The sequence below is a fragment of the Bacillus cereus group sp. MYBK139-1 genome, from assembly GCF_051916915.1.
Lineage (GTDB): Bacteria > Bacillota > Bacilli > Bacillales > Bacillaceae_G > Bacillus_A > Bacillus_A pacificus.
The window spans coordinates 385414-412347 of record NZ_JBQAHO010000003.1 but is presented as its reverse complement, the minus strand read 5'-3'; the positions used below and the strand labels follow the sequence as shown (position 1 = coordinate 412347).

The window sequence follows — 26934 nt, the reverse complement described above, 5'->3', positions numbered from 1 at the left end:
CTTTAGGAGGTTAATAGTTATGAATATGGATAGAAAAATAGTAGGTGTTTTTCAAACAATTGATGATGCGGCACTCGTTATTAATGAATTAAAGGAAAAAGGATACTCGGCAGATAACATTTCAGCTATTGCGAAAGATCAAAAGGAAATTGAACATCTGGAAGAAAAATCAGGTGAGAAAGTGAATCATGAAACTGCACATAAAGCAGATATCTTTTCAGCGACAGGGCTTGTAGCAGGAGGAGTAGCAGGTGGACTCGGTGGTTTATTAACAGGTCTTGGTGTACTTGCCGTATCTGGACTGGGTCCAATTGTAGCAGCGGGACCTATCGCAGCAGCTATTGGAGGGGCCGGTATTGGCGGAGGAGCTGGAAGCTTAATAGGGGCATTTATCGGCTTAGGAATCCCTGAAGATCATGCTAAAAAGTATGAAGAATACATTTACGATGGCAATATATTAATTTTAGTAGATGCAAAATTAGATGATAAGTTAGAAATCTATAAAATATTTGATAAGCATCATGCTTATAACTCTGATTTCTTTAAATAAAATGTAAACAAAGTAAATATCGTTTTTTGGTCTTACAACTTTGGCGCGACCGAGGAGTCGTATGACTATAAGAGAGGAAGGGCTTATAGTAAAAGATCAAGTTCTATTACGTTATTTTAAAAGGAAAGAGGTGTCTATTCGTGATTGTAAAAATATTAAAAGATAGTAGTAATAGTTTCCTTTGTACAGTTCAAAATAAAAATGGAGATCAGTATGTGAAGAAATGGTTTCGTAAACATGAAAACAATGAAGAATTAGGACGACCAACTTTTAAAGAAGTAGAACGCGACTGGAAAGAAAATAGGGAATCGTTTATATATCCTAATGTTAAAGCACTTTATTAAACATAATAGGCATTTTATTCTTACAAAACTGTCACATTCCTGTAAGGTAATTCAATAGATTCGTTACTTGTTCCATGTCATAATAAAGACATAAGAAAGCTTATTCAAACTACAACTTATTAGGAGAGTGTCAGTCATGATTGTAACAACAACGTCTGGAATTCAAGGTAAAGAAATTATTGAGTATATCGATATTGTAAATGGTGAAGCTATTATGGGTGCAAATATTGTCCGCGATTTATTCGCTTCTGTTCGTGATGTTGTCGGTGGTCGTGCTGGTTCTTACGAAAGCAAGCTAAAAGAAGCTCGTGATATCGCAATGGATGAAATGAAAGAACTTGCAAAACAAAAAGGTGCGAACGCTATCGTCGGCGTTGACGTAGATTACGAAGTAGTTCGTGATGGAATGTTAATGGTTGCTGTAAGTGGTACAGCTGTACGTATATAAGTAAATAAAAAAACAGGCTCACCCCTTGAAGTTTATGCTTTGAGGGGGTTTTTTTGTTCATAACTAAAGGTAAGAGGGGAAAAAGTTGATTGCTAGCTTACTTATTTCAATTTTAGTATATTATTTCCAAATACGAAAGTGATAGTATGGGAAATTTGTATATATTTAATGAAGATGTTAACTTTATGACAAATAATAAAATTGCTATTTGATGTACGGCCAGAATGAGTGGTATGAATAATTTTAGAGAGTGTATAGTTGATAGAAATAAACGATGGAGCATGTAAAGAGTTATATTACATAAAATTTATTATGAATGGAGGCGGTTACAATATGTTTTGGTTAGGGTGTTTTTTAGGATACATTGTAGGTTCAGTTATTACATGTGCTTTACTTTACTATGGATATAGATCTAGTGAAAATAAAAAAGCGGATATACGAAAGAGGGAGGAGAGGAAAATCAATCAAAAAGGTGTATAGGATGTGGAACGTAAGGTGATTACGTTGATGCCAAAATAAAGGACAGTACATATTGGATATGACGACTATGTACTGTCCTATTTATTCTTTTTGAATTAGGAAAAGTTATTTCCTGTCTTACTATAAATTTCATAGGCGAAATAACCAAATAAATAGCCTATTCCGGCCCCTAAACTAACTGAAAGCAGGGAGAAGTCCGGGAAAAACATGCCGAAAATCAAGCCGATCATACAACCAATAAACATTCCTATTGGTATTAAACTGTCTAATAAAATTTGAGCCTCATTTGATTTTTTCTTACCCAATTTGCCGTGCTTATATTTATGTTCCAATCTTTTTATTACAAATACTACAATTCCCCCGACTATTAGAACAGGCGCGATTGCCGAAATGAACCACATGTTAGAAGCTCCTTTCACCTTTTAATAGAATTATACCATATATTTACAAATTTTCATTCCTAAATGTACTATCTAGTCTATTTAAAAGGTAAATGCAAAAGACTTCTTCTTTTGCATTTAATAACTCGTCAAAAACACTTTCCGATACGATAAACTTAACTAAATCTATACAATTCAATCAAATTTACACAAGTTAGTGCTTCAAAGTGTTCTCGCAGCCCCAAAGGGACGAGGGGTATAACACTCCACACGAGGCAGTATCGTTACCTCCTATTATCAAGCATTTATTTTACCCATCTTGATAAATTTATCGCAGCATTTACATCCCTATCGTGATAGCTATTGCATGAAGCATAACGCCACTCACGAATCTTTAAACTCCACTGTCCTTCTGGTTGAACTGAATGGTCGTATTTAACTCCGCAACATGAACAAATCTTGCTTGAGGCGAACCATTTATCAGCTTTTTCATACGCAATGCCGTACTTCTCGCACTTGTATGACAAACATTGAAAGAAGAAGTTTAATTTTTGAAAGGAAAGTGCCTTCGATAGTTTTTTGTTTTTTAACAGGTTTGAGATAGGTAAGTCTTCCACAACAATCCTCATTGGTTTGGTTTTCACCAATTTAGCTGTTGCTTGACGGATATGGTTATTTCGGATATTCATAATTTTCCTAGATAACCGCAGGTGCTCCGCTTTCGCTTTTTCATATCCGGCAGATTGAATTTTTACACCTTTTTTAAATCTCCTAGACATATCTCTTTGCGCTGACTTTTTCCTTCTCAAAAGTTTTTTAACCTTGGCATCTTTGTTTATATTTCGTTCTTTCATACCATTAGAAGCTACAAAAAGTTCTTTTAAACCAACATCCACACCAATCGATTCATTCGTTAGTTCTTGTGATTCAAAGTCTTCTTGGAATCCTACACTAATCCACCAGTGACGACCATCAAAGGTAACTCTTGGATTGGATGGTTTTTTATTTCTTGGTAGTTGTTGGCTTGTTTTCACTTCTCCAATAGACTGAATGTGAACTACTTTCTTTCCTATAATCAGTCTTTCATAATTAGCATAAAATCCTTGGATTACATCTTTTTTGGATTTATAAGAAGTGTGAGAACCATTTTTGTACTTTTTGAACGAATTTTTTCTCGCCGCATCAAAATCTCTTGAAGCCTGTTTAGGAACTTGTGCATTAATGTCTTTTAACCACTCATATTTCTTTCGCTTCTTGATCTTTGTAAATCGTTTCTGTAAAGCTAACTGTGAAACAGATTTTCCAAATAGCTTATAATATCTATCACTTATTCTTTTACAATAGTTATAAGCAAATCTTGCAGCACCAGCATGGTTTCTAAGCACTTTTTCTTGTTCAGGCGTTGGAATCAGTCTAACTTTCTTCGCCAATATCATCAGAATGTAACTCCTTTAATGAAAGATTTGTTCTTCTGAATCGTAGCGTGTTCCACCAGCATTCTCCTGAGACCACTCGGATGCAAACCTGTTAATTCTGATACTTGACTAACTCGTGAAAATTTCATTATTATTCTCACCTCATCGAACCAAACATAGAACGTACGTCCGATAAAATCAATGAAGTTTGATAGATTCAATCAAATTTATCTTGTTCAACTAAGGGCGCAATTCCTTAGCCAGTTCTCTTATGAACTTCTCATGTTTTCACATGAGCGCAGACTATATGTTTATCTACTTAGAGATAGAGGATTTTTCCACCACCATAGGCTTGTGATGTACTCTCGTCAGTTATACGAGATAGTCGTTGAACGTTCATCTTATCACTTTTGACTTAGATGATTCGAGGCGGAAGACCCATTGTTCTAGTGTTTAGGATTTAACCTTGCACAATCTGATTGATTTTTTCTGCTTTCGCGACATTCACGCTCACTATTTCTAGCCACGTTGTAGTTCAATCAGCTTTAGGGATTGCCCGCAGTTAACCCTCACTACTAGCCAATCACTTGACTAGCAGGGCTTACTGATATATTTAATTAACTTTCGTTATAATTGGTTAAATAAATCGTAACAGTTAGTTACCCTTTCGTTTTCTCAGCAGACTGCACAACATCAACGGCCGCTTTCACATCCGCTAAGTCATACGTAGAATGGACTTTCATAAAATGTAATTGCTCATTTTCTACTAAGCGAATTAAATGACGAAACGTTTCTTGCCATTTATATGGTGAAACTTCATTATTCCAATGTCGTAAATGAAATATGTTCGCGTGCACTTTTGCTTTCGTGACAATCTCTGCCCAGTTCACTTGTATTCCTGATAGAAGGCCGATCGTTAAAAAGTGCCCGTTTGGACGTAAGGAAAAAGCGAGTTCATTTCCATCCGGTCCTCCGATAGAATCAATCGCAGCATCCGCGCCGATCCCGTTTGTTAATGTCATAACGGTTTCATAAAGCGGGGCAGTGGAAGTATCAATTACATATGTAGCACCAAGGCGCAGTAACTCTTCTGTATGCTTATTATTTCTTGTAACAGCAATTAATCGGAAATTTAAAATTTGCGATAACTGCGCAAAAAGATGGCCAATAGCGGATCCACAAGCATTTACTAATAAAACGTCATTTCGTTTTAAGTTTAGCGTTTCTGTACATGTAACCCACGCTGTAAGGGGATTAATATACATTTGTGCCGCTGTGAAATCATCAATGGTATCAGGAATAGGGATTACAAAATCAGCTGATGTTTTCACATATTCTTGCCAAGTACCTTCTCCGCGTAAAGGTAAAACACGTTTGCCGATAAGGTCTCTCGTAACGCCCGCGCCTACACCTTCTACAATACCAACACCCTCATAACCAGGTATGTTAGGTAAAGGAATTCTATGAGCGTACGCTCCCGTTATTGGAATTAAGTCAGATGGATTAATCGGTCTAACTAGCATACGAACTAAAACTTCATTCTCTTTTAATGGTTCTATATTTTTATATTCAACTTGTAGTACATCTTTTGGATTGCCGAACTTGTGAAATTGAATGTGTTTTCCGTGCAAAGTAATGTTCCCCCTTAGTGTGATTGGATTTATTATAGCATTTTTGGTTGGGGAGTTAGTTTATTCGGAATAGATTAGGAAATGAAATAGGAAGGGCAATATGAAGTGACGGAGTATATGGTATATATCGAATCATTTTGTAAAAGGGAAGGATGATATTATGTTGAACAAAAAGGCAGATGATGAAGTGGTAGCTATTGATATAATGCAAATAAAATCAGATTGTACAGTGATAGAAAAAGAAACACGCTTAATTACTAAGAGACCAAAAAACGCGCAGGAATTACGTAAGATGATTGGGACGCGTACGGTTGGTGGGAGACGATTGGTAGATTTATATGAAGAAGATAAATAATTTGTAAAAAATCTCTTGTGAAATAATCTTTATAGGCTTATTTCATAGGAGATTTTTTGTGGGTATTTTTTATAATATAAATTATATCCATAGTTGGATTATTATAATCATTAAATTATAATAATATATAGATTTTAAATTGAGATTTTATAGTCAAATAAATCAAGTATTAGAAGCATGTTATTGAAATATGGAATGAAAATTATTTTATAAAGGATGTGCACAGGTGAATTTTATTAATTCTTTTTTTGAAAAGAACTTTGAACATGTCCAAAGTTTATTTTTTGATGTGAGGTTTTTATTTTTTGGTTTTACTCTTATATCATCTTTAGGGTTTCTCATTATATATAGCTTTTTGTATGGATATTATTTTAGTGGGGAAGAAATTTTTCATAACTCAAATTTTAATATAGTCTCAAATTTAGTCCCCTTTAGTATACAAACTTTAACTGTCACTTCAATATTTTTTATTTGCAGTTATTATATAATTTCAGCATCTATTCCTTTAGTACGTAAAAATAAGGAGAAGAAGGGAGCTATCGTCATTTTATTCGTTTTAATCATATTCTTATTGAATTTGGCTATAACGATGTTTTTTGCTAATGAAATCACATTTAATAGTGTGCTAAGTTTTTCTTTAATATGGGTGTTTATTTTGGGAGTAATTTGCTACTTATATACTATCGTCATCGCAGGGGAATATCCTATTATCATGATAAGAGGAGTTATGTTTCAATTTTTATTATTACCCCTTTTTGCAAAAATATTGAGTGTTATGAAGGTATTAGAAGAAAATAAGTTCCTAGAATTGTCTACTATATTATTTATTCCTTCTCTGTTCATGACAATGATAATCTTTCGTTATTGTCATGAAAACTTTAGTCATTGGCATAATATGAAAGGATTTTATTTTATAAGTAAATTACCTCTTTCTATTATTATTTCTATTCTAGTATGGTTGAGTTTAGTGGGAAATAAAATATTGTCTTTTTCTAAAATGACGACTCTTATTTTAATATTGTTAGCTGTATATATAGTTATAATGATAATTGTAACGTTAGCGAAATTTTCAGGTAAAATACTAAAATCACTAGTAAAATTAGTAAAAGAAAAAAGAAATAAAAAAAAGAAAGCTGAAAATGATAATAGTGAAAATCGTATAGAGGAAATAGAAGCAGAAAAACCGGAACAAATTAAAGAGAAGTCCGTTGAAAAAAGAGGTGTCACATATAAGGTGATTTTTTTGTTTTATAGTATTCTTTCCAATAAAGCGGATAGTGTATCGAAGTTAGGAATTGGTCTTATACTATTATTTTCATTTGTTTTGCTGCCTAGGATTTCTTTATTGAGTGGACAATCAATAAGAATGATAAACCAAGATTATGAAAAGCAAATTGAAATTATTTATGTAAATCAGTCGGGAAAAGAAAGTAATTTAATTGGAAATTATTATATGGAAAATAATTCAACTTTATATATATCAAACCGACATTGGGATTTAGAGGTTATAAAGCCCGTTAATTACCACATTAAGCCGATCGATAAGAAAGGTAAGTAGAATTAGAATCGTGAAAAGAAGGAGCATTTTGTATGAATAAAAAGAAGCTGTATCAAAAATGATACAGCTTCTTTTACATACTATATAAAATATAGCTTTAATTATGTTGTAATAACGAAAATGAATTTTGTACCTATTAAGCCGAAGCTCTCTTCATTCTCTCAAGTAAACTAGATAACACATGCGTACGATACGATTCTAGTTTTTTCCCTTCATAAGTACGGATACCTAATTTTTTAAGTTCTTTTACATACCAACCTTTGCTTCCGAAATACATGTGATCGCTCCCCTTCAACTTTGTTTTATTTGTTCTGATTGCATATGGAGGTACAGGTAATATAATGAAGGAAATGAATTTCGCGCGAAAATGGTTAACTTTGTTGCAAAAGACATATATACTAAAGATAGTATACAACGAGGTGGACAAGACGTGATTATAGAGAAGCACGAAATTCAAATTGACCAAATTACGAGCGGTAAAGTGAATATCTTTACTTTCTATCGAAATAGAAAGCAAATTGATGATCATTTTTTACGATTGCAAGAACCATCGCTTACAGCAAACTACTTCTTCCATTTTCATTTTGATGCAGAGAGCTTGCATCTACTGCAGGAAGAGTTTCCAAGCGTATATCCGTACGACGGTAGTGAAACGATTCACGACTGGACGGAAAAGATGAAAGCAGAATTACAACATCAGATCCAAACAGGAAAATGGAATAAACGCGTACGTATCGGTAATCGCATTCTAGATGTGGTGTTTACGTGGTGTGACGAAGATATAGTAGAGTGAAAAAGAAGCGGATGACGCTTCTTTTTTTAGCGCTGGAATAAAACGAGCTTACCTGCAGTAGATGTGCAGCGATGTGTTTTTTCATACAATCCTTTTTCTCGTAAAAGAGATTCACCTTTTGTTTTCGCTTCTTTTTCAGTTGCCGCCTCGAATGATTCGTCCAATGCTTTTGAACCATCTTTTTCAAAGACTGTTAGAACGTATACTCCCATGAAAATTCCCTCCAATGATAGAAATCAGAATCTTATAACTATTTTGGCATAAATCACTAGAATATGCAAAGAAATATGTGACATTGCGTGTTACAATAAGGTGAAACTTTTGAAACATAGAAAGGATCGTTATTTGTGAAACAAGTGAAGTTTATACATGCGGCTGATTTGCATTTGGATAGTCCGTTTAAAGGGATGGAGATGAATGTACCGCAGTCTGTTTGGGAGAGAATGAAACAAAGTACGTTTGAATCATTCGAATGTATTGTTGATAAAGCGATTCAAGAGCGCGTTGATTTCGTATTGCTAGCCGGGGATTTGTATGATGCGGAGACGAGAAGTTTGAGGGCGCAAGTGTTTGTGCGCGAACAAATGAAGAGACTGTCGCAGTACGATATCCCTATTTTTATTATTCACGGTAACCACGATCATTTAGGGGGAAGCTGGGCAGCAATTGAGTTTCCGGAAAATGTTCATGTGTTTACAGAGCCTTACGTAGAAGAGAAATCATTTTATAAAGATGGTGAGTTGTTAGCTTCTATTTACGGTTTTAGTTATTTGCAACAAGCGGTAACGGATAATATGACAGCACAGTATAAGAAAATGAGTGATGCGCCTTTTCATATTGGCATGCTTCACGGAAGTGTGGAAGGAGATGCAGAGCATAATCGCTATGCGCCGTTTCAACTTCGTGAGCTAAAAGAAAAGCAGTTTGATTATTGGGCTCTTGGCCATATACATAAACGTGAAATTTTATCAGAGGAGCCATATATTATTTATCCGGGTAATATACAAGGTCGCCATCGTAAGGAAACGGGCGAGAAAGGTGCATACCTGATTGAACTTACGAAACAAGGATCACACTGTTCCTTTTTCCATACGGCGGATGTTGTGTGGGATGAGATAGAAGTAAATATTGACGGACTTGAAACTGTTGATGAACTTATGACGAGCGTATCGAGTGCGATGAATGACTGCAGAAGAGAAGAGGAAGGGACGCTTTTAACGGTCGTATTTACAGGGCAGGGGCCACTTTCTCCTTATTTACGCGATGAAAAACGTGTGGAAGAGATTTTTCATATTTTAGCAGCGGGCGAAGAGCGAAAAGATTTCGTATATGCGATGAAGTGGAAAAATGAGACGGTTTCTTTTGCAGAAATCGAGCGTTTGAAAGAAGAAAATCATTTCGTCGGTAGTGTGCTAAAAGAGTTAGAAGCTTTCACCAATATGGACGGCGTGTTGCGCACAATTTGGACATCTCCTGTAGCGCGTAATAGTATTGAATTTTTTACAGAGGAAGAGAAGAAAGAGATTCAGAAGGAAGCGGAAAATATTATTTTAGAACAATTATTCCAGCAAGAGAGGGATAAGAAATGAGAATTGAAAAACTCCATATTTATGGGTACGGAAAATTAGAAAATGTGGAAATGGACCTGCCAATGCTGACTGTTTTATACGGTGAAAATGAAGCGGGGAAATCGACAATTCGCTCGTTTATGAAAAGTATTTTATTCGGTTTTCCGACGAGAGGACAGCGCCGTTATGAACCGAAAGAAGGCGGCAAGTATGGTGGTGCGATGACTGTACAAACAGAGAAGTACGGCCATTTGAAAATTGAACGATTGCCAAAGACAGCCAATGGTGAGGTAACCGTTTATTTTGAAGACGGGAAAGCGGGCGGCGAAGAAATTTTACACGATATATTAACCGGGATGAATGAAAGTTTATTTGAATCTGTCTTTTCATTTGATATGCACGGTCTTCAAAACATTCATCAGCTTGGTGAAGCGGACATCGGCAATTATTTATTTTCAGCAAGCGCAGTCGGAAGTGATGCGTTATTGCAGCTCGATAAAAAGCTAGAAAAAGAAATGGATCAGCGCTTTAAGCCGAGTGGTCGTAAGCCAGAAATTAACGTGTCACTGCAAGAGATGAAGAAGCTGGAAGAGAAGATGAAAGAGTGGCAAGGGAAAATTAGCACATATGAAAAGCAAGTCGAGCAGCTAAAAGAAAGTGAAGAGAAACTAGCTTCTGTTCGCGTGGAAAAAGAGAGCGCAGAAAAACGAAAGCAAGATTATGAAATATTAGCAGCGCTAGAGCCTCTCGTTATTGAAAAGCGTGCGCATGAGAAAGTGTTAGAAAACGAGAGCGGGCAATTTCCGGTAAACGGAATGGCGCGTTATGAAGCGATTAAGGCGAAAATGGAGCCGCTTCAATTACAAGTTGATTCGCTCCATAAAAAAATAGAGACAGTGCAATCGGAAATGGAATCGATTCAAATAGATGAAGAATTTTTACAAAAAGAAAGTTATGTAGAAGAACTTCGCATGCAGCATATGTCTTACGAAAATGCACGCCAAGAAATGCGTGATATAACAGGAACGATTACGAATATAAAAGAAGAGCTTGCAGAACTCGAGCAACAAATTGGTGCTACTTTTGAAAAGGAAGCGGTTCTTGCGTTTGACATGAGTTTGGCAACGAAAGAATTAATTACGCAAACCGTACAAAAAGCGCGTGAATTAGAAACGCAAAAAGCACAGCTTGATGATCGTTTTAAAGTAACGCAAGAGCAATTAGAAGAACAAGAGGAAAACATAAGGCAGATCAAGCAGCAAATGTTAGCGGATGAAGAACGAAATGCGTTAGTTGAGAAAGAAAAATCGTTCCAAGATGCGGCGTTTATCGGTATGGGCGCAGAGAGAATGAAGCGTAAGTATGAGGAAAAAGCAGGAGCGGCTATGCAAAAGAAAAAGCAGTGGCAAAGAGTTTGTCTTCTGTTACTTCTTATTAATACAGGCATTTTATTCACAAGCTTATTTATAGACAATCGCCCGCTCTTATTTATTAGCGTCATCGTTTTTGTAGGGATTGTTCTTGCCCTTGTTTTATATAAGGATCCGTCAAGTGGATTACAAGAAGAACTTCTTACTCTTCAGCAAAGTGCTGGCGGGAGACAAAGTGAAGAAGCAATGTCTGTGCGCTATGAGTTAGAAAAAGATGAAGAGATACGTAAACTATTTGAGCGTGAGTCATATAAGTTACAGCAAATGGAGCGAGCGTATGATAAAGTCGTTTCATCGTATGAGGAATGGGAAAGAGAAATGTTCCGCATGAGCGAACAAGTCAATGCGTATAAAAAGCGCTATACGTTCCCAGAATTTTATACGTATGCGCACATATTGCCGGCGTTTGAGCGTATGGAAAAGATGCAGCAATTATATCGTGATTTAGAGAAGAAAAGTGAGCGCAAATCTTCATTATATGAAATGATTTCCCAATTTGAACATAAACTAGAAACTGTTATCGGTAGTGCGGAGTATAGTAAGCTGCACGAGGCGCAAAGCCGTATGCAAAATGAGAAAGAAAAACGCCAAACTTGTAAGCAGCTAAAAGAGAAACTAGCTGAATGGCAAGAAGAATATGCGTTCATGCAAGAGCAATTAAAGCAACTGTTAGTAGAACGAGACAGTTTATGGCATATCGCAGAGTCTACAAATGAAGAGATGTTTTTAGAAGCAGGTAAACTAGCGGAAAAACGTGAAGATGCGGAGAAGCAAGTTGGGCGTTTATTGCCGCAAATTGATCTGTTAGAACAACGTTTAACGAGTTTATCATTAGCTGAACATTACGAAGCTGACGGGTATGATGAAAAATTAAAGCAAGAACTGACAGTCATGCAAAACTGTCTTACAAAGGAAAAAGAACTGACAGAGCGTATTGCGAAACATCGTATGGAAATTGCGAATTTAGAAGAAGGTAGTACGTACGGTGATTTACTACACGAATGGGAAATGAAAAAAGCGCAAGTGCGTGAACAAGTGAAGAAATGGGCTGCTTATGCGACCGCAAAGACAGTGTTAACGAAAACGAAGCAATATTATCATGAAGTACATCTTCCTCGTATTTTACAAAAATCAGAAGAGTATTTCGTCTATTTAACAGGCGGACGATATAGTAAAATCTTTTCACCGTCAGAGGCGGAGCCGTTTATTGTAGAGCGTAACGACGGTATGCGTTTTTATAGTCATGAACTAAGCCAAGCGACAGCTGAGCAGTTGTATTTATCGCTGAGATTTGCGTTAGCAAAAACATTTGAGCATGATTATTCATTTATTATTGATGATAGTTTCGTGCATTTTGATGCGGTAAGGACGAATCGGACGATTGAACTTATAAAGGAAATTGCAAAGGATAGACAAGTGATCTTCTTTACATGTCATGCGCATTTACTCGCGTATTTTACAGAAAAACAGATTATAAAATTAACGCATAAGCGTAAAGAAAATGAGTTGTAGTGTGCTATACTAAAAGTAACTGATTTGGTGGAGGAATTCGAATGAAAAAGAAAATTGCAGAGTATGAAGTTGGTGAACAAGTCGATATTTTCTTGTTAATTAAAACAGCGACAAAAGGTATCGCAAGCAATGGAAAGCCATTTTTAACAGTAATCTTACAAGATCCAAGTGGAGATATTGAAGCGAAATTGTGGGACGTATCACCAGAAGTTGAGAAACAATATGTAGCGGAAACAATCGTGAAAGTGGCTGGAGATATTTTAAATTACAAAGGACGTATTCAATTACGTGTGAAACAAATTCGTGTTGCGAATGAAAATGAAGTTACGGATATCTCAGACTTCGTAGAAAAAGCACCAGTGAAAAAAGAAGATATGGTTGAGAAAATTACGCAATACATATTTGAAATGAGAAACCCGAACATTCAACGTCTAACAAGACATTTATTAAATAAGCATCAAAACGAATTTTTAGACTATCCAGCAGCGACGAAGAACCATCACGAGTTCGTATCTGGACTAGCTTATCACGTCGTATCGATGCTTGATTTAGCGAAAGCTATCTCAAATCTATATCCATCATTAGATAAAGACTTACTATATGCAGGCGTTATTTTACACGACCTTGGTAAAGTAATCGAATTATCTGGCCCAATTTCTACAACGTATACGTTAGAAGGAAATTTATTAGGCCACATTTCGATTATGGTGAACGAAATTGGGAAAGCAGCAGACGAGCTGCAAATCGATGCAGAAGAAGTATTAATTCTTCAACACATCGTCCTTTCTCATCACGGAAAAGCAGAATGGGGTAGTCCAAAACCACCATTAGTAAAAGAAGCAGAAATTCTGCATTACATCGATAACTTAGATGCAAAAATGAACATGATGGACCGCGCATTAGGACGCACAAAACCAGGCGAATACACAGAGCGTGTCTTTGCTCTTGATAATCGTTCGTTCTATAAACCGTCGTTCCATAATTAATAGTGTGAATAAAGTGGCCTCATTAAGTGTTAGTAGCTTAGTGGGGCTGTTTTTTTATTAAAAATGAAATAGTTAAAAGGAAATAATTGAAGAAGAGTCATTGAAAAGGGTAAGTTCTAAACATGCAAAAAAATGAGTTAGAACAGAAATTATTACAAGAAGAGGTGTCAAAGGACTTATATAGTTTAAAGGGTGGATTACCAAACGAATCGTATTGTTTCAATGAACAGAATGGAGTATGGGAAGTATATTATAGTGAGCAAGGAATAAAGAGTAATCTTAAGACATTTAATTCTGAGACAGAAGCATGTGAATACTTCTATACTAGTTTAATTGAGATGTTAAAAGGCATGGGTGTAATTTAAACCTGAAATAAAAGGGCATTTCCGTTTGGGAATGCCCTTTTATTTTATTAGCTTAATTGCACATAGGTTCTAAGTGCAATTAAGCAGATTTTATTTCACATAAACATTGTTATACTAATCTAAAATTTCTGTATTTACATTTTTTTCTTTTTATCTCATAATTTTAATTGGGGAAAGGGAGGAAAGAAATGGTTCAAATCAAAGTGACACCTGAAATGCTAGAAGAAGTTGCTAATCGTGCAAGTAATACCCGAATCGCATTAGAATCTATACATAATAATTTATGTAATGAAATAGATTATTTGTGTTCCCAATGGATTGGTGCCTCTAATCAACAATTCATTCAAATGTTCAATGATGCGAGACCAAAAGCTTTTACATCTATCAATTCAATTATACAAGTAGAAGAAGATTTGAAACGAATTGCTGAAAAATTCCGTAACACAGATAATCAAGATGTTACAATGGAAGAAGGGGCAATGTGTGGTAAACCTTCTTCAGAGGAAAAAGGATTTGATGGTGGAAAATTAGCCAGGGATATAGCTGGAGAAATAAGTGGTGAGTATGATGTTCGTCGTGTTTGGGATGGTATCGATCCATCTACTGGCGAAAAACTTTCGGGGTGGGAACGTGCTGGGGCAGGTGTCATGGCTGTAGCCGGCCTTACACCATTTGGAAAGATAGCTAAAGTAGGAAAAGGAGTTAAAATGACTGCTAAGGCTACTGAGGCTGTAAATACAGCTAAAAAAGTACCTGTTGGAGGAGCCAATGTAGTTAAGGGTACGGATAAAGGTGTTGCCAAAAAGGTCATTGCAAAAGATGGCTCTGTTACTATTAAAGGTGAAGGGGATATTACTGAAGTTATAGATAATAGACCTTATTTAGAACCAAAAAATAGACCATCCTTTAGAAAGAAAGTACCAGAAATAACTTTTGAGAATGCAAAAGGGCCAGATGGATTGGTACGAGATCCACTTTATCCAGAAAAAATAATCGAGTGGAAACCTGGTCAACCTAGAAAAAATGTTTGGGATATGGGGCACCTTCCAGAACACAAATATTCTGATATGCATAAGAGATATTTAAACGGTGAGTTAACACCAAAAGAGTTCAGGGATTGGTTCAATAATCCAGATAACTATCGTCCTGAATTGCCTAGTACTAATAGAAGCCATAAATTAGAATAATTAAAAGAGGTGTTGACAATAAAAATTGATTTAATTGCAAAATTAAAAAATACAAGTGAATTTATGAAAGCATACAAAGATGGTGATGAAAAAAATGTATTTGATGGAAAAAGTTTGATATTCTTTTCGTTGTCAAATACTGACTTATCTTCACGCTATGAAATCAGTAATTTCTTATTAGATAAAAATATCGATGTGTTATGTAAAAATAAGGAAGATGAGACCGTATTGCATGTTTTATTAGGGCAAAGAAAACATGATATTGAAAAAACTTATAGATTATGTGAAAGACTCATAGAAAAAGGTGTTAATATTAATGAAAAAGATGGAAAGGGTCAAGTTGCGCTAATTTATATAATTCGATTGAACAAATCAGATGAAGAATTAGAACAGTTATATAATTTGTGGTTTTCTCAACCAAACTTAGATTTAACTTCTAAAGATAGTACAGGGTTTTCAGCTATTGAATACGCTAGAAAATTCCCATATAGATCAAGTTTAATTGAAAGGATGGAAAAACATGAATCAAAAAGAGCCTATTGAATTTATTGAAAAAGCTGGGGCCTGTATTGTTTCAAAAAATATAATAAATGAAACAGGAAAATTGAAATGGATATTGAGAGAGCAATCAATAGATGCGGTAGATAATGGTTGGAGATTTTTTTCAGAAATTGATGATGATGATTACATTAATAATCCTGATAATTTAGTAGTATGTGATTTTAATACTGTAGCAAATATTGAACCGGCTATTCTGGGAATATACGAACTACCAATAGGTAGTGATTTACAATTAGTTTCTGAAAATGGAAAAATAAGATTTGTTGATAATTTAACTGGTAAAGAAGTTTGATGAGGATACGAAAATCTAAAGACAACAAGGTAAAATGGTTCGAGGAGATGTAAATTTAACAAGTGTGAGTTCATTAAATATCTTTGAAAAGAATAAGTGAAGTGAAATGAAATGGGAAGATACCCAACGATTACAATAATAAAAGAATTAGGTAATAGCGAATATACGATTTATAGTTTTGGTCCTACTATTGAGATTTGTGAGCAATACCCAGAAATGTATGAAAGATGGCGTTTTAAAATTTTGAAAGATAAAATAAGCTTTGAAGAAGGCTATGTTTTACTTGATGATTTGCCTAAGGAAGATTTTCAATTATTTTACAAGTGCGCCTTTAAGATATATAAGCAAATTGATGAACATGGTGGAATGGAGAATATTAAAAATATTGATTTGCCAAATCAAATTTCATTTATTATTTAAAAGATATAATGGGGTAACCTAACCATGAAATAAAAGGGGTGTTCTATCTGGAGACGCCCTTTTATTTTACTAGCAACCATTTTGCATATATTATTAATACATTTAGAGAACTTTCATATTGAATTTGTAAAAGAAGGCTAGTCATTTTCCACAACTTCAAACTAGAAATCAGGAAATCATTTTCCTCGGACAACTCCAAACATGAAATTCAATATAAATAAAGGGGGCCTTATTTATGGCAATATGTTTATTAATGACTAAAGAATTTGAGAATGAAGAGATAGTTGTTTATCAATACTATACTGCTGAATCACCCACTAAAATAGGTAAGATGCACTATAATAAAAAGGAACGAATGTTTTATGACATAGAGCAAGCTCCAGTGGGATTCATTAAATATGAGAGAACATTATTTTAATTGTGCGTGTATTAGGATTGTGCGATGTCTTAGAAAGAACGAGGAATTTCCAGATAGCATGGCATATCAAGCATAATGAAACGAACATAAAAGAAGCCGCTCAACAGGACAGCTCTTATTTTACTTAACCTCATATCACCAATATCTACGATCAAGGCATTCTTTTATTCCATTAAGTTACCCATTAGGTGTTTCGTAGGGGGAGCAAGCTCCTGATTTGATGATGTTTTGTTTTGGTGATGGCGATGCAACTTTAATCTAGATTGACGGTTCTTTTCTCCACTCATGTTTTTTAAGATTTACTAAACCATTCTCCAGTCCAAAATGTTATGCAATAAAAAAATATCTCGAATTTGAGATAAATCTCTTGCTTTTTAATCACTTGAGGTGTAAAGTGATAGTAACGAAAGCGATTGAGTCATATGAAAAATATACACTCACTTGCTTTCGACTTACAAAACAAAGTAACTTATGCAGTAAAAACTAAGATGAATTTACAAAAACATAATAAGAATAAATTAAAACGCTAAAAACCATATTAGTTGTGGGAAATGTTATTTTTTTATTTATCACTTGACTAGTAAAACGAAACGGAGGAATAAACAATGTATGAAATTAAAGGGCATCATCACATTTCAATGGTTACGAAAAATGCAAATGAAAATAATCACTTTTATAAAAATGTACTTGGCTTACGTCGTGTGAAAATGACAGTAAACCAAGATGATCCGTCCATGTATCACTTATTTTATGGAGATAAAACAGGAAGTCCAGGTACGGAACTATCATTTTTTGAAATTCCTTTAGTAGGAAAAACGTACCGTGGTACGAATGCAATTACGCGAATTGGATTACTCGTTCCGTCAGAGGAAAGTTTACATTACTGGAAAGAACGATTTGAGAAATTTGGTGTGGAACATAGTGAAATAACAACTTACGCAAATCGTCCTGCTTTGCAATTTGAGGATGCGGAAGGTCTTCGTCTCGTACTACTCGTTTCAAACGGAGAAAAAGTAGAGCACTGGGAAACTTGGGAGAAATCAGAAGTTCCTGCACAGCATCAAATTCAAGGAATGGGTTCTGTGGAAATGACAGTGCGTAGACTTGATAAACTGGCGAGTACATTAACAGATATATTTGGTTATACAGAAGTTAGCCGAAGTGACGAAGAAACGATTTACCAGTCTATTAAAGGAGAAGCCTTTGGAGAAATCGTTGTGAAATATTTGGATGGTCCTACTGAAAAGCCGGGCCGCGGTAGCATTCACCATTTAGCAATTCGTGTAAAGAACGATGCAGAGCTCGCTTATTGGGAAGAACAGGTAATAAAAAAAGGTTTCCATTCTTCAGGCATTATCGACCGTTTCTACTTTAAAAGCTTATACTTCCGCGAATCAAACGGAATCCTATTTGAAATTGCGACAGATGGACCAGGATTTACAGTTGATGGAGATGTAGAGCATTTAGGAGAAAAACTTGATTTACCGCCGTTCTTAGAAGATCAGCGAGCAGAAATTGAAGCGAAATTAGCACCTATTGAAGAGAAATAATAGAAGAGAAAATATATAATTTAAAGCCACTGGAGGAATATAAAATGAACCAATTAAAAGGAATTCACCACGTTACAGCGATTACAAGTAGTGCAGAAAAAAACTATGAGTTTTTCACTCACGTTTTAGGAATGCGTTTAGTTAAAAAAACAGTAAACCAAGATGACATTCAAACGTATCATTTATTCTTTGCAGATGATAAAGGTAGTGCAGGAACAGACATGACATTCTTTGACTTCCCAGGTATTCCAAAAGGAGTACACGGTACAAATGAAATTTCAAAAACTTCATTCCGTGTTCCAACTGATGCGGCATTAGAGTATTGGGTAAAACGCTTTGACCGTCTGGACGTGGGACATACAGGAATTAAAGAGCAATTTGGTAAGAAAACTCTTTCTTTCGTTGACTTTGATGATCAACACTATCAATTAATCTCAGATGAACTTGATAAAGGGATCGAATCAGGTACACCTTGGCAAAACGGACCAGTTCCATTAGAATATGCAATTACTGGTTTAGGCCCTGTATTTATCCGCATTGCAAACTTTAGTTTCTTCAAAGAAGTGTTAGAAAAGGTTCTATTATTTAAAGAGGTTGCGCAAGAAGGAGAATTCTATTTATTTGAAGTAAACGAAGGCGGAAACGGTGCATCTGTCATTGTAGAACATAATACGGTTCTTCCAGAAGCACGACAAGGTTTTGGTACAGTGCACCATGCTGCATTCCGCGTAGAAGATCGCGCTGTATTAGAAGAATGGATCGAGAGAATCAGCAGTGTAGGGCTTCCTTCATCTGGTTATGTAGATCGTCACTTCTTCGAGTCATTATACGCAAGAGTTGCACCACAAATCTTATTTGAATTTGCAACAGACGGCCCAGGATTTATGGGAGATGAGCCATACGAAACACTTGGCGAAAAATTATCTTTACCTCCATTCCTAGAGCCAAAACGTGAAGAAATCGAAAAATTAGTTCGTCCAATTGATACAGTGAGAAGTACGAAGGAATTTATTAAAGAGTAAAAGTAGAGGTAATAAGTAGGAGAGCAAGTAGTTTTAGCTGATAGCTGGAACTGCTTGTTTTTTTATTTTCGCTTTATAAGTATTTTGCTAAAATGAATGTAAAACTGATGGAGGAATAGAATGACGAAAATAAGTGGATATACTTGTAGGTGCTGCGGTACATATCATGAAGAAATTCCAAGGAGCTATGGATCATCAGCTCCTGTTTATTATTATGATGCTGAACCTGAAGAGCGAGAAGATAGATTTGAAATGAACGATGATTTATGCGTGATGGATGGAGAACACTTCTTTATGCGAGGGAGTATTGAAATTCCTATCATTGGCACAAATGAACATTTCATATGGGGTGTATGGGTTTCATTAAGTGAAACGAATTTTGATAAGGTGAATGAATTTTGGGATAAACAACAATTATTAGAGCCAATGTTTGGGTGGCTTTCGACGGATTTACCATATGAGTTGGAAACAGTAAGTTTAAAAACGATGGTTCATCTGAGAGCTGATGGCATTCGTCCTTATATTGAATTAGAGCCGACAGACCATCCTCTAGCTGTGGAATTTAGAGAAGGAATAACGATGGAACGGGTACAAGAAATAGCGGAACAACTGTGTGTAAATAACGAGGATGATGAGGAAGGGTGCTGATATTTGTACAGTGCTCTTTTTTCATTATGTGAAAATCAAGAGTGGAAACAAAGTGTACGATTTCATAAACTCGTTTTTACGGTTCTAATTCGGCAGTATTCAGGAAATGCATTTTTGATATACACTCTATTGTTTAACTTGTGCCAAGATAGAATAAGAATAATGAAGCATTGTACTTAAAGTAATCTTAGTTCGGAAATTTGCTGAGCTAAGGTTATTTTTATCCCGCTTTAATGGGCAGGGCAGTAAGACCCCCATCTCAAAATTTAGGGAAAGCAAATAAGTTAGGTGGGGGTCGGGCTGCCCGTTAATGCCCGATTGGTTTAACTAATAATCAGTGGGGGACGGATAAACCCCCACTGATTAAAGTTTCACTTTATTTGTTCTACAAAATTTTCTGAAAAATGTTTCTCGAGTTTTTAAAATAGAAATATTTGGTATAATTCATTTAAATTATAAATTTTCTGACAATTATTTTTCAATACATAGAAAAGAGGTGATAATATACAATTTTGATAATTGTATAAATACCCTAATTTTGTAAGCTTAAGAAAAGGGGATGCGAGTGTATGGGAGCAGATGTAGTAACAAGGGAGCAAATGAAACATTCTTTAGATGATTGGTATCGTGTAATGTTGCAGCAAAATATAGAGAAAGCAACGGAGATGAAGGAAGAGATTGAGAGTGAATTTTCTAATGTAAAAGAGGATGGGGATTTGTGGCTATATTACTCTTTATTAGATTTTAGATATAAAGTGCTGGCGGATGGTTTACAAATTACTAAAAATAGTTTTGATAAAATTGATGAAATTTATAAAACGTCTGAAAATCGTTTGTCATATTACTATTATTTTTTTAAGGCAATGCATGCAACTCTAATATCAAATTACAATGATGCAAGTAGATGTTATGAGAAGGCCAAAACACTAATAAAATATATCCCTGATGAATTAGAATATGGGGAATTCTGTTATCGTCTTTCTGCATTTTTCTACAATACAAGGCAACCAATGAATACAATAAAATATGTAAATAAAGCTAAAGAAATTTTTTCAAAACAAGCAGGACAAGATATGAATATTGCTTTATCTCAGAATCTTTTAGGACTAACTGCCATACAAATAAAGCAATATGAACAAGCAGAAGAGTGTTTAAATTCAGCGATAGATATTCTACAAAAACAGGATAACGCTATATTGCTTTTAAGGGTACGTCATAATTTAGGCTGGCTATACGCAAGTCAAAACCTTTCTGCACTAGCTATTCGACATCTTTCAGAAGTAACAGAGAAATTCCCAGCACATTTCAAAGCGATTTTCCTACAAGCTAGGGAACATTTTAAACTGGGAGAAACAAACATTGCTGAAGAATTAATTGATAGAGGATTAAATATTTGTATGGAGTTAGAAAATGAAGAGTATATACATCATTTTAGTATTTTAAAAGCAGTAAATGGTAATGTTCCTATTAAAGAATTAGAGCAAATTATTCTTAAAGGAATTACTTATTTTGATAAAGAATCTTTATATAGTTACACTCAGGAATATGTTGAAAAACTTGCAATAAAGTTTCGTGAGGATGCTAATTACATGAAAGCAAGTGACTATTTTTACAAAGCATTACAGGCAAAAGAGAAGAAGATAGAGAGAGGAGCATTAAAATAATGTTTAAAAAAATTGGTATGGCTGTAACTGGTATAGTGTTAGTTGGTATTGTATCTGTCGGTTTAAATAGTTCTTTTGTACAACAAGCGGAGCACGGTGATGTTCCAGCACCAGCAAGACCAGACTATGTTAGTTTTAATAAAGGAGATACTGGTGGGGCACCAGTAAAACCAGACTATGCTAGTTTTAATAGAGGAGACACGGGTGGAGCGCCAGCAAGACCAGACTACGTTAACATTGGTGAAACAGGCGGAGCACCAGCAGATAATAGAGGCGATGGAGGAGCACCAGCCAACTTCAATAAAGGTGACGGTGGCGGTATTAGCAAACAAGACTCACATGCTGACCATTTTTAAATTAAATAATAAAGTGAAGGGACCTCACAACGAGGTCCCTTTTCTTTTTGGTCGTAAAAAGAATTGACTTACTTTAAATATGTAACTATAATAGTTACAAAACAACCATCACTAATAGCGGTGAGTAATATTTTTTTAATATAATTGTAACCATTATAGTTACAATTAAAAATAATTATAAAACAACCAAATAATGTAAAAACTTTAAATAGCAACAAGAGAAAGGAGACGGGAATGTTGAAACGGTTTAAGTTTTATATGATTAGCGGTATTGTGCTCGTTTTGCTTATCGTATGTAACTTCGTTGATAAGCCAATCGCGAAGGTTGGAGAAGTAAAAGATACTGTTATGATGAAGATAAATACGAAAGAGAGTATGGCACAAATAGACGGGCAGACGATTTATTTTAAGAAAATTGGTGAGGGAAAGCCTCCTTTACTTATGCTGCATGGGTTTGGTGGTTCATCTGATGGATTTAGTGATATTTATCCGGAACTTGCGAGAGACCATACAATTATTGCAGTTGATATTTTAGGGTTTGGACGTTCTTCTAAACCAATTGATTTTGAGTATTCGTTTCCTGCGCAAGTGAATTTATATTATAAGTTAATGAAGAAGCTTGGATATAATCAATTCGCAGTACTTGGTCATTCGATGGGCGGAGAGATGTCACTGAATTTAGCGTATTTATATCCGGATGCAGTAACGCATCTCATTTTAGCGGATTCTACAGGAATAGAGTCTTTCCAGCAAAAAGAAAGTTATGAAGTGCCGCCGCTATCGACAGACTTACAAACTGTAACTGAGATTACGGATTATAATAAAAATGAAGTGAAAAATAGTCGTGACGATAAACAGCATTATGATCAGCTTACGAAAATGAGAGAGCGCCGCATTGCGATGGAAGCCGATAAAATTAAGGTGCCGACTCTAATTATATGGGGTAGAAATGATAAGAGCGTTTCTTGGAAAAATGGTGAACTGTATCATCAGCTATTTGCGAATAGTACGTTCCATATCATTGAAAAAGGATACCACGCACCGTTTCGCCAGGAACCAATCGAGTTTATGGAATATGTACAAGCGTTCTTTGCGAAAAATCCGCAATAAAAATTAAGCATAAATCTATTTCTTTCCTCATACAGTGAAACTAATAAGGCTTGTCTAAGGAAAGGAATGAAGTAGAGTGGAAACTTTACCATGGTGGGTGTATCTTGTAATCGTTGGGATCGTATTAAGTGGCTACATGGTTTTATATACTTCAAAAAAAGAGCAAGAGATGGATAATGAGTTTATCGAAAAAGAAGGCGAAGTGTATATGAAGCGTTTAGCAGAGGAACGCGAGAAACGTAATCAGGATAGTGATAAGGATTCGGTTTTATTATAATTATGGGAGCGTGGATAACATGTCGTTATCCACTTTTTCATTTTCTGAAATATATCAACGATTTTTCAAATATATCAAACACAACTTGAAATATATCAACGATTTTTTCAATATATCGACGATTCGACATAGGATATCGACTTACCGACACGAAACGACAATATTAAGAAGCACGGTTATTGTTCGGGAAATTATTATAGAAGAAAAATATATGAAACCTACATCGTATAGCCCATGAAATAGCACTATTATAAGCTGTAACGCACAAGTTGCACAGCCAACGCAACGACAACTCGCTTTACTCATCATCATGTATTTGCTCATACTAGAAGTAGATAGGTGAGAAACATAGTATGATTTTTAGTGAACGCTTAAAAGAAGAACGAGAAAAATGAAAGAAATCCCCTACACTAGCTGTTCTTTTCACTTAAATTGTGTACTATAAAGGATAGGACGACATAAAGAAGGGGACATATAGAATGGAATTTCATGAACAAAAGATTTTGCCGGCAGTGAGGCAAATTAAAGATTTGGAAAAGCTATTACATAGCTCGTATGAGTATATCGTTATTTTAGATATTCATGTCGGTCAATTGAAGAGTGTTATATCACTTGCGAAGCAATATTGTAAAAAGGTGTTTTTACATGTGGATTTAATTCATGGTTTGCAGAGTGATGGGCATGCGACGGAATATTTATGTCAGGAGTTTAGACCGTACGGGTTACTTTCAACAAAGGCGAGCGTGATTATGAAGGCGAAGCAAAAAGGTGTTGTGGCAATACAACGCATCTTTTTAATCGATTCGAGTGCGATGGAGAAGAGTTGTAATCTTTTAGATAAGACGAAACCGGATTATATAGAGGTACTTCCTGGAGCATTAACGGACGTTATCGCTGAAGTGAAAGAGCGTACTGGTGTACCGATTTTAGCGGGTGGTTTTATTCGTACAGTGGATGATGTGGAGAAAGCGTTACATGCTGGTGCGACAGCAATTACGACATCAAAACGCGAACTATGGAAACATTACCAAAAAAAGTGACGAAAATGTGAAATAATTCTGTTGACACCGCTTTCATTAACGGTTAACATTATAGACAAGTTAATAAACGTGACGGAGAAAAGAAGAGATCCACATTTCATTGTTTCTATATAAATTTATATAGAAGCGTGCAAAGCTGTGGGTCTTTTTCTTTTGATAAAAACGAATGGCCATTCATTTTACCTCTATCACATTTGAAAGCGTTTAAATTGATTGTGGAGGGATACTATGTCAGCATTTTTAGGAGAGTTAATAGGGACTGCGTTGTTAATCGTACTTGGTGGCGGCGTTTGTGCTGGTGTAAGTTTAAAGAAGTCGTTTGCGAAAGATTCTGGTTGGATTGTAATTACAATGGGCTGGGGCTTAGCGGTAGCGGTTGCAGCATATGCGGTTGGATCAATTAGTGGGGCACATTTGAATCCAGCTTTAACGATAGGATTAGCATTTAAGGGAGCGTTCCCATGGAGTGACGTACCTGGTTATATCGCAGCACAAATGATTGGGGCAATTATCGGGGCAGTTATCGTATATTTACATTACTTACCACACTGGAAAGAAACAGAAGATCCAGGAACAAAGTTAGGCGTATTTGCAACAGGTCCAGCAATTCCGAACACATTTGCAAACCTTTTAAGTGAAATGATTGGGACATTCGTTTTAGTATTTGGTATATTAGCAATTGGTGCAAATAAATTTGCAGATGGATTAAATCCATTTATCGTAGGTTTCTTAATTGTAAGTATTGGTTTATCATTAGGTGGAACGACAGGATACGCAATCAACCCAGCACGTGATTTAGGTCCGCGTATCGCGCACTTCTTCCTTCCGATTGCAGGAAAAGGCGGTTCAAATTGGAAGTATGCATGGATTCCGGTAGTAGGTCCGATTTTAGGTGGATCACTTGCAGGATTATTCCATCAAGTTGTATTTGAAGGAAAACAAAATGCAGCACTTATTTATGTAATTATTGCAACTGTGATTGTACTAGCAATCTCTTATATGACAAGTAAAAAAAGTGGAAGCAATACAAATAGTAGAAAAGTAGCATAAGGGGGAAACCGATATGAAAAAATATATTCTTTCATTAGACCAAGGAACAACTAGCTCACGCGCAATTCTGTTCAATAAAAAAGGTGAAATTGTTCATTCAGCTCAAAAAGAATTTACACAACATTTTCCAAAGCCAGGCTGGGTAGAGCATAACGCGCAAGAAATTTGGGGATCTATTTTAGCAGTTATCGCAACTTGCTTAAGCGAAGCAGATGTAAAACCAGAACAAATCGCTGGTATTGGTATTACGAACCAACGTGAAACAGCGGTTGTATGGGATAAAACAACAGGCAAACCAATTTACAACGCAATCGTATGGCAATCTCGTCAAACAGCTGAAATTTGTGATGAGTTAAAAGAAAAAGGATATAGCGAAATGGTTCGCGAAAAAACAGGTCTTTTAATTGACGCATACTTCTCTGGTACGAAAGTAAAATGGATTTTAGATAACGTTGAAGGTGCAAGAGAAAAAGCAGAAAACGGCGATCTATTATTCGGAACAATTGATACATGGCTTGTATGGAAACTATCTGGTGGTAAGGCGCACGTAACGGATTACTCAAATGCATCACGTACATTAATGTTTAACATTCACGACTTACAGTGGGATGATGAGCTTCTAGACATGTTAACAGTACCAAAGAGCATGCTTCCAGAAGTACGTCCATCATCTGAAGTGTATGGAGAAACAATTGACTATCACTTCTTCGGTCAAAATGTACCGATTGCAGGTGTAGCTGGTGACCAACAAGCAGCATTATTTGGACAAGCTTGTTTCGGTGAAGGTATGGCGAAAAATACTTACGGAACTGGTTGCTTCATGTTAATGAACACTGGTGAAAAAGCAGTAGCTTCTGAGCATGGTCTATTAACAACAATTGCATGGGGAATAGATGGTAAAGTAAACTACGCATTAGAAGGAAGTATTTTCGTAGCAGGTTCTGCAATTCAATGGTTACGTGACGGAATGCGCATGTTTAAAGATGCAAGTGAGAGTGAAGTGTATGCTTCTCGCGTTGAATCAACTGACGGTGTATACGTTGTACCAGCATTCGTAGGTTTAGGTACACCGTACTGGGATAGTGAAGTACGCGGTGCTATGTTTGGTGTAACGCGCGGTACGACGAAAGAGCATTTCATTCGTGCAACACTAGAATCTTTAGCTTACCAAACGAAAGACGTATTATGCGCAATGGAAGCAGATTCAGGTATTGAACTGAAAACATTACGCGTTGATGGCGGAGCAGTTAAAAATAACTTCTTAATGAAGTTCCAAAGTGATATTTTAGACGTTCCTGTAGAGCGTCCGGTAATCAATGAAACGACAGCTTTAGGTGCAGCATACTTAGCTGGTCTTGCGGTTGGATATTGGAAAAACCAAGATGAAATTAAAGAACAGTGGCATATGGACAAACGCTTTGAACCAACGATGGAAGCGGAAACAAGCGAAGAGCTATATGCTGGATGGAAAAAAGCAATTGAAGCAACAAAAGCTTTCAAATAATCATAAACAGTGTTATAATG

Annotated in this window: 30 protein-coding genes and 1 pseudogene; 25 read left to right on the top strand and 6 right to left on the bottom strand. The window is 35.7% G+C overall.

The genetic code is table 11. From position 1 onward, the window contains the following. Nucleotides 1-19 precede the first annotated feature (19 nt). From ACTFRS_RS19190 to ACTFRS_RS19180, 3 genes are all read left to right on the top strand, one after another. A complete protein-coding gene (locus tag ACTFRS_RS19190; RefSeq protein WP_001055608.1) occupies nt 20-550 on the top strand; it encodes a general stress protein in 531 nt (176 codons plus the stop codon). Nucleotides 551-690: 140 nt separating this feature from the next. Further along, nucleotides 691-894 (top strand): DUF4028 family protein, encoded by a 204-nt coding sequence (locus ACTFRS_RS19185; protein WP_001970570.1) that lies wholly within the window; start codon nt 691-693, stop codon nt 892-894. A gap of 136 nt (nt 895-1030) precedes the next feature. Beyond that, complete coding sequence (locus ACTFRS_RS19180; protein ID WP_000637511.1) at nt 1031-1342, top strand: YbjQ family protein; 312 nt, start codon at nt 1031-1033, stop codon at nt 1340-1342. Between the two features lie 575 nt (nt 1343-1917). Here the strand turns inward: ACTFRS_RS19180 and ACTFRS_RS19175 are convergent. The 4 genes from ACTFRS_RS19175 to ACTFRS_RS19160 form a co-directional block, all read right to left on the bottom strand. Next, nucleotides 1918-2223, bottom strand: a complete 306-nt coding sequence (locus ACTFRS_RS19175) for a hypothetical protein (RefSeq protein WP_103625462.1) — start codon at nt 2221-2223, stop codon at nt 1918-1920. Nucleotides 2224-2507: 284 nt separating this feature from the next. Further along, the gene (locus tag ACTFRS_RS19170) at nt 2508-3638 is read right to left on the bottom strand and encodes an RNA-guided endonuclease InsQ/TnpB family protein (RefSeq protein WP_440023405.1); all 1131 of its coding nucleotides are present in this window, start codon (nt 3636-3638) and stop codon (nt 2508-2510) included. Then, nucleotides 3638-3766 carry a hypothetical protein gene (locus ACTFRS_RS19165; RefSeq protein WP_000672782.1) on the bottom strand — a complete coding sequence of 43 codons (129 nt, stop codon included), beginning with the start codon at nt 3764-3766 and terminating at the stop codon, nt 3638-3640. Before ACTFRS_RS19165 ends, ACTFRS_RS19170 begins: the two co-directional genes overlap by 1 nt. A gap of 510 nt (nt 3767-4276) precedes the next feature. Further along, the gene (locus ACTFRS_RS19160) at nt 4277-5248 is read right to left on the bottom strand and encodes a zinc-dependent alcohol dehydrogenase family protein (protein WP_139868874.1); all 972 of its coding nucleotides are present in this window, start codon (nt 5246-5248) and stop codon (nt 4277-4279) included. 160 nt (nt 5249-5408) lie between these two features. Between ACTFRS_RS19160 and ACTFRS_RS19155 the strand changes: the two genes are divergently transcribed. After that, on the top strand, nt 5409-5603 hold the full coding sequence (locus ACTFRS_RS19155) for a hypothetical protein (protein WP_074602446.1): 195 nt from the start codon (nt 5409-5411) through the stop codon (nt 5601-5603). A 226-nt stretch (nt 5604-5829) separates the two neighbouring features. Continuing rightward, complete coding sequence (locus ACTFRS_RS19150; RefSeq protein ID WP_139868872.1) at nt 5830-7161, top strand: hypothetical protein; 1332 nt, start codon at nt 5830-5832, stop codon at nt 7159-7161. Nucleotides 7162-7297: 136 nt separating this feature from the next. Here ACTFRS_RS19150 and ACTFRS_RS19145 read toward each other — a convergent pair whose 3' ends face one another. Continuing rightward, a complete protein-coding gene (locus tag ACTFRS_RS19145; protein WP_000273537.1) occupies nt 7298-7438 on the bottom strand; it encodes a YflJ family protein in 141 nt (46 codons plus the stop codon). Between the two features lie 153 nt (nt 7439-7591). Here ACTFRS_RS19145 and ACTFRS_RS19140 point away from each other — a divergent pair, with 153 nt between their 5' ends. Then, nucleotides 7592-7954, top strand: coding sequence for a hypothetical protein (locus ACTFRS_RS19140; protein WP_029437729.1), 363 nt, complete (start codon nt 7592-7594; stop codon nt 7952-7954). A gap of 26 nt (nt 7955-7980) precedes the next feature. Here the strand turns inward: ACTFRS_RS19140 and ACTFRS_RS19135 are convergent, their stop codons facing one another. Then, nucleotides 7981-8166 carry a YhzD family protein gene (locus ACTFRS_RS19135; protein WP_139868870.1) on the bottom strand — a complete coding sequence of 62 codons (186 nt, stop codon included), beginning with the start codon at nt 8164-8166 and terminating at the stop codon, nt 7981-7983. Nucleotides 8167-8301: 135 nt separating this feature from the next. On the opposite strand from ACTFRS_RS19135, the gene ACTFRS_RS19130 reads away from it, so the two are divergent. From ACTFRS_RS19130 to glpK, 19 genes and pseudogenes are all read left to right on the top strand, one after another. Further along, entirely contained in the window at nt 8302-9543 is a 1242-nt protein-coding gene (locus ACTFRS_RS19130) for a metallophosphoesterase family protein (RefSeq protein WP_139868868.1), read from the top strand. Continuing rightward, a complete protein-coding gene (locus ACTFRS_RS19125) occupies nt 9540-12464 on the top strand; it encodes an ATP-binding protein (RefSeq protein ID WP_139868866.1) in 2925 nt (974 codons plus the stop codon). The genes ACTFRS_RS19130 and ACTFRS_RS19125 overlap by 4 nt, the downstream gene beginning before the upstream one ends. Before the next feature lie 41 nt (nt 12465-12505). Continuing rightward, nucleotides 12506-13450, top strand: a complete 945-nt coding sequence (yhaM, locus tag ACTFRS_RS19120) for a 3'-5' exoribonuclease YhaM (RefSeq protein ID WP_000726638.1) — start codon at nt 12506-12508, stop codon at nt 13448-13450. 122 nt (nt 13451-13572) lie between these two features. Further along, nucleotides 13573-13815 (top strand): hypothetical protein, encoded by a 243-nt coding sequence (locus tag ACTFRS_RS19115; RefSeq protein WP_061403262.1) that lies wholly within the window; start codon nt 13573-13575, stop codon nt 13813-13815. Between the two features lie 188 nt (nt 13816-14003). Next, nucleotides 14004-15002, top strand: coding sequence for a WXG100 family type VII secretion target (locus ACTFRS_RS19110; protein WP_000249945.1), 999 nt, complete (start codon nt 14004-14006; stop codon nt 15000-15002). A 9-nt stretch (nt 15003-15011) separates the two neighbouring features. Further along, nucleotides 15012-15545: an ankyrin repeat domain-containing protein gene (locus tag ACTFRS_RS19105; protein ID WP_439195378.1), complete on the top strand. Its 534-nt coding sequence runs from the start codon at nt 15012-15014 to the stop codon at nt 15543-15545. Next, nucleotides 15523-15855, top strand: a complete 333-nt coding sequence (locus ACTFRS_RS19100) for a DUF2185 domain-containing protein (RefSeq protein ID WP_001072112.1) — start codon at nt 15523-15525, stop codon at nt 15853-15855. Before ACTFRS_RS19105 ends, ACTFRS_RS19100 begins: the two co-directional genes overlap by 23 nt. 111 nt (nt 15856-15966) lie before the next feature. Then, nucleotides 15967-16275, top strand: a complete 309-nt coding sequence (locus tag ACTFRS_RS19095; protein ID WP_000534162.1) for a hypothetical protein — start codon at nt 15967-15969, stop codon at nt 16273-16275. Nucleotides 16276-16510: 235 nt separating this feature from the next. Further along, nucleotides 16511-16769 (top strand): annotated as a pseudogene (locus tag ACTFRS_RS19090) (hypothetical protein). Between the two features lie 529 nt (nt 16770-17298). Next, nucleotides 17299-18243, top strand: a complete 945-nt coding sequence (locus ACTFRS_RS19085; protein ID WP_439195376.1) for a ring-cleaving dioxygenase — start codon at nt 17299-17301, stop codon at nt 18241-18243. A gap of 44 nt (nt 18244-18287) precedes the next feature. Beyond that, a complete protein-coding gene (locus ACTFRS_RS19080) occupies nt 18288-19265 on the top strand; it encodes a ring-cleaving dioxygenase (protein WP_439195374.1) in 978 nt (325 codons plus the stop codon). 120 nt (nt 19266-19385) lie between these two features. After that, entirely contained in the window at nt 19386-19913 is a 528-nt protein-coding gene (locus ACTFRS_RS19075) for a DUF2199 domain-containing protein (protein WP_139868858.1), read from the top strand. Nucleotides 19914-20482: 569 nt separating this feature from the next. Continuing rightward, a complete protein-coding gene (locus ACTFRS_RS19070) occupies nt 20483-21577 on the top strand; it encodes a tetratricopeptide repeat protein (protein WP_071741428.1) in 1095 nt (364 codons plus the stop codon). After that, on the top strand, nt 21577-21933 hold the full coding sequence (locus ACTFRS_RS19065; RefSeq protein WP_000473356.1) for a Phr family secreted Rap phosphatase inhibitor: 357 nt from the start codon (nt 21577-21579) through the stop codon (nt 21931-21933). Before ACTFRS_RS19070 ends, ACTFRS_RS19065 begins: the two co-directional genes overlap by 1 nt. A gap of 237 nt (nt 21934-22170) precedes the next feature. Beyond that, nucleotides 22171-23043, top strand: a complete 873-nt coding sequence (locus ACTFRS_RS19060; RefSeq protein WP_440024579.1) for an alpha/beta fold hydrolase — start codon at nt 22171-22173, stop codon at nt 23041-23043. A gap of 76 nt (nt 23044-23119) precedes the next feature. Further along, nucleotides 23120-23320, top strand: coding sequence for a sporulation YhaL family protein (locus ACTFRS_RS19055; protein ID WP_000449227.1), 201 nt, complete (start codon nt 23120-23122; stop codon nt 23318-23320). A gap of 479 nt (nt 23321-23799) precedes the next feature. Continuing rightward, nucleotides 23800-24360, top strand: a complete 561-nt coding sequence (glpP, locus tag ACTFRS_RS19050) for a glycerol uptake operon antiterminator GlpP (protein WP_071716665.1) — start codon at nt 23800-23802, stop codon at nt 24358-24360. Between the two features lie 228 nt (nt 24361-24588). Further along, nucleotides 24589-25410, top strand: a complete 822-nt coding sequence (gene glpF / locus ACTFRS_RS19045; RefSeq protein WP_001272193.1) for a glycerol uptake facilitator protein GlpF — start codon at nt 24589-24591, stop codon at nt 25408-25410. A 13-nt stretch (nt 25411-25423) separates the two neighbouring features. Beyond that, nucleotides 25424-26914, top strand: coding sequence for a glycerol kinase GlpK (gene glpK / locus ACTFRS_RS19040; protein ID WP_000759995.1), 1491 nt, complete (start codon nt 25424-25426; stop codon nt 26912-26914). The last annotated feature ends 20 nt before the right edge of the window (nt 26915-26934 follow it).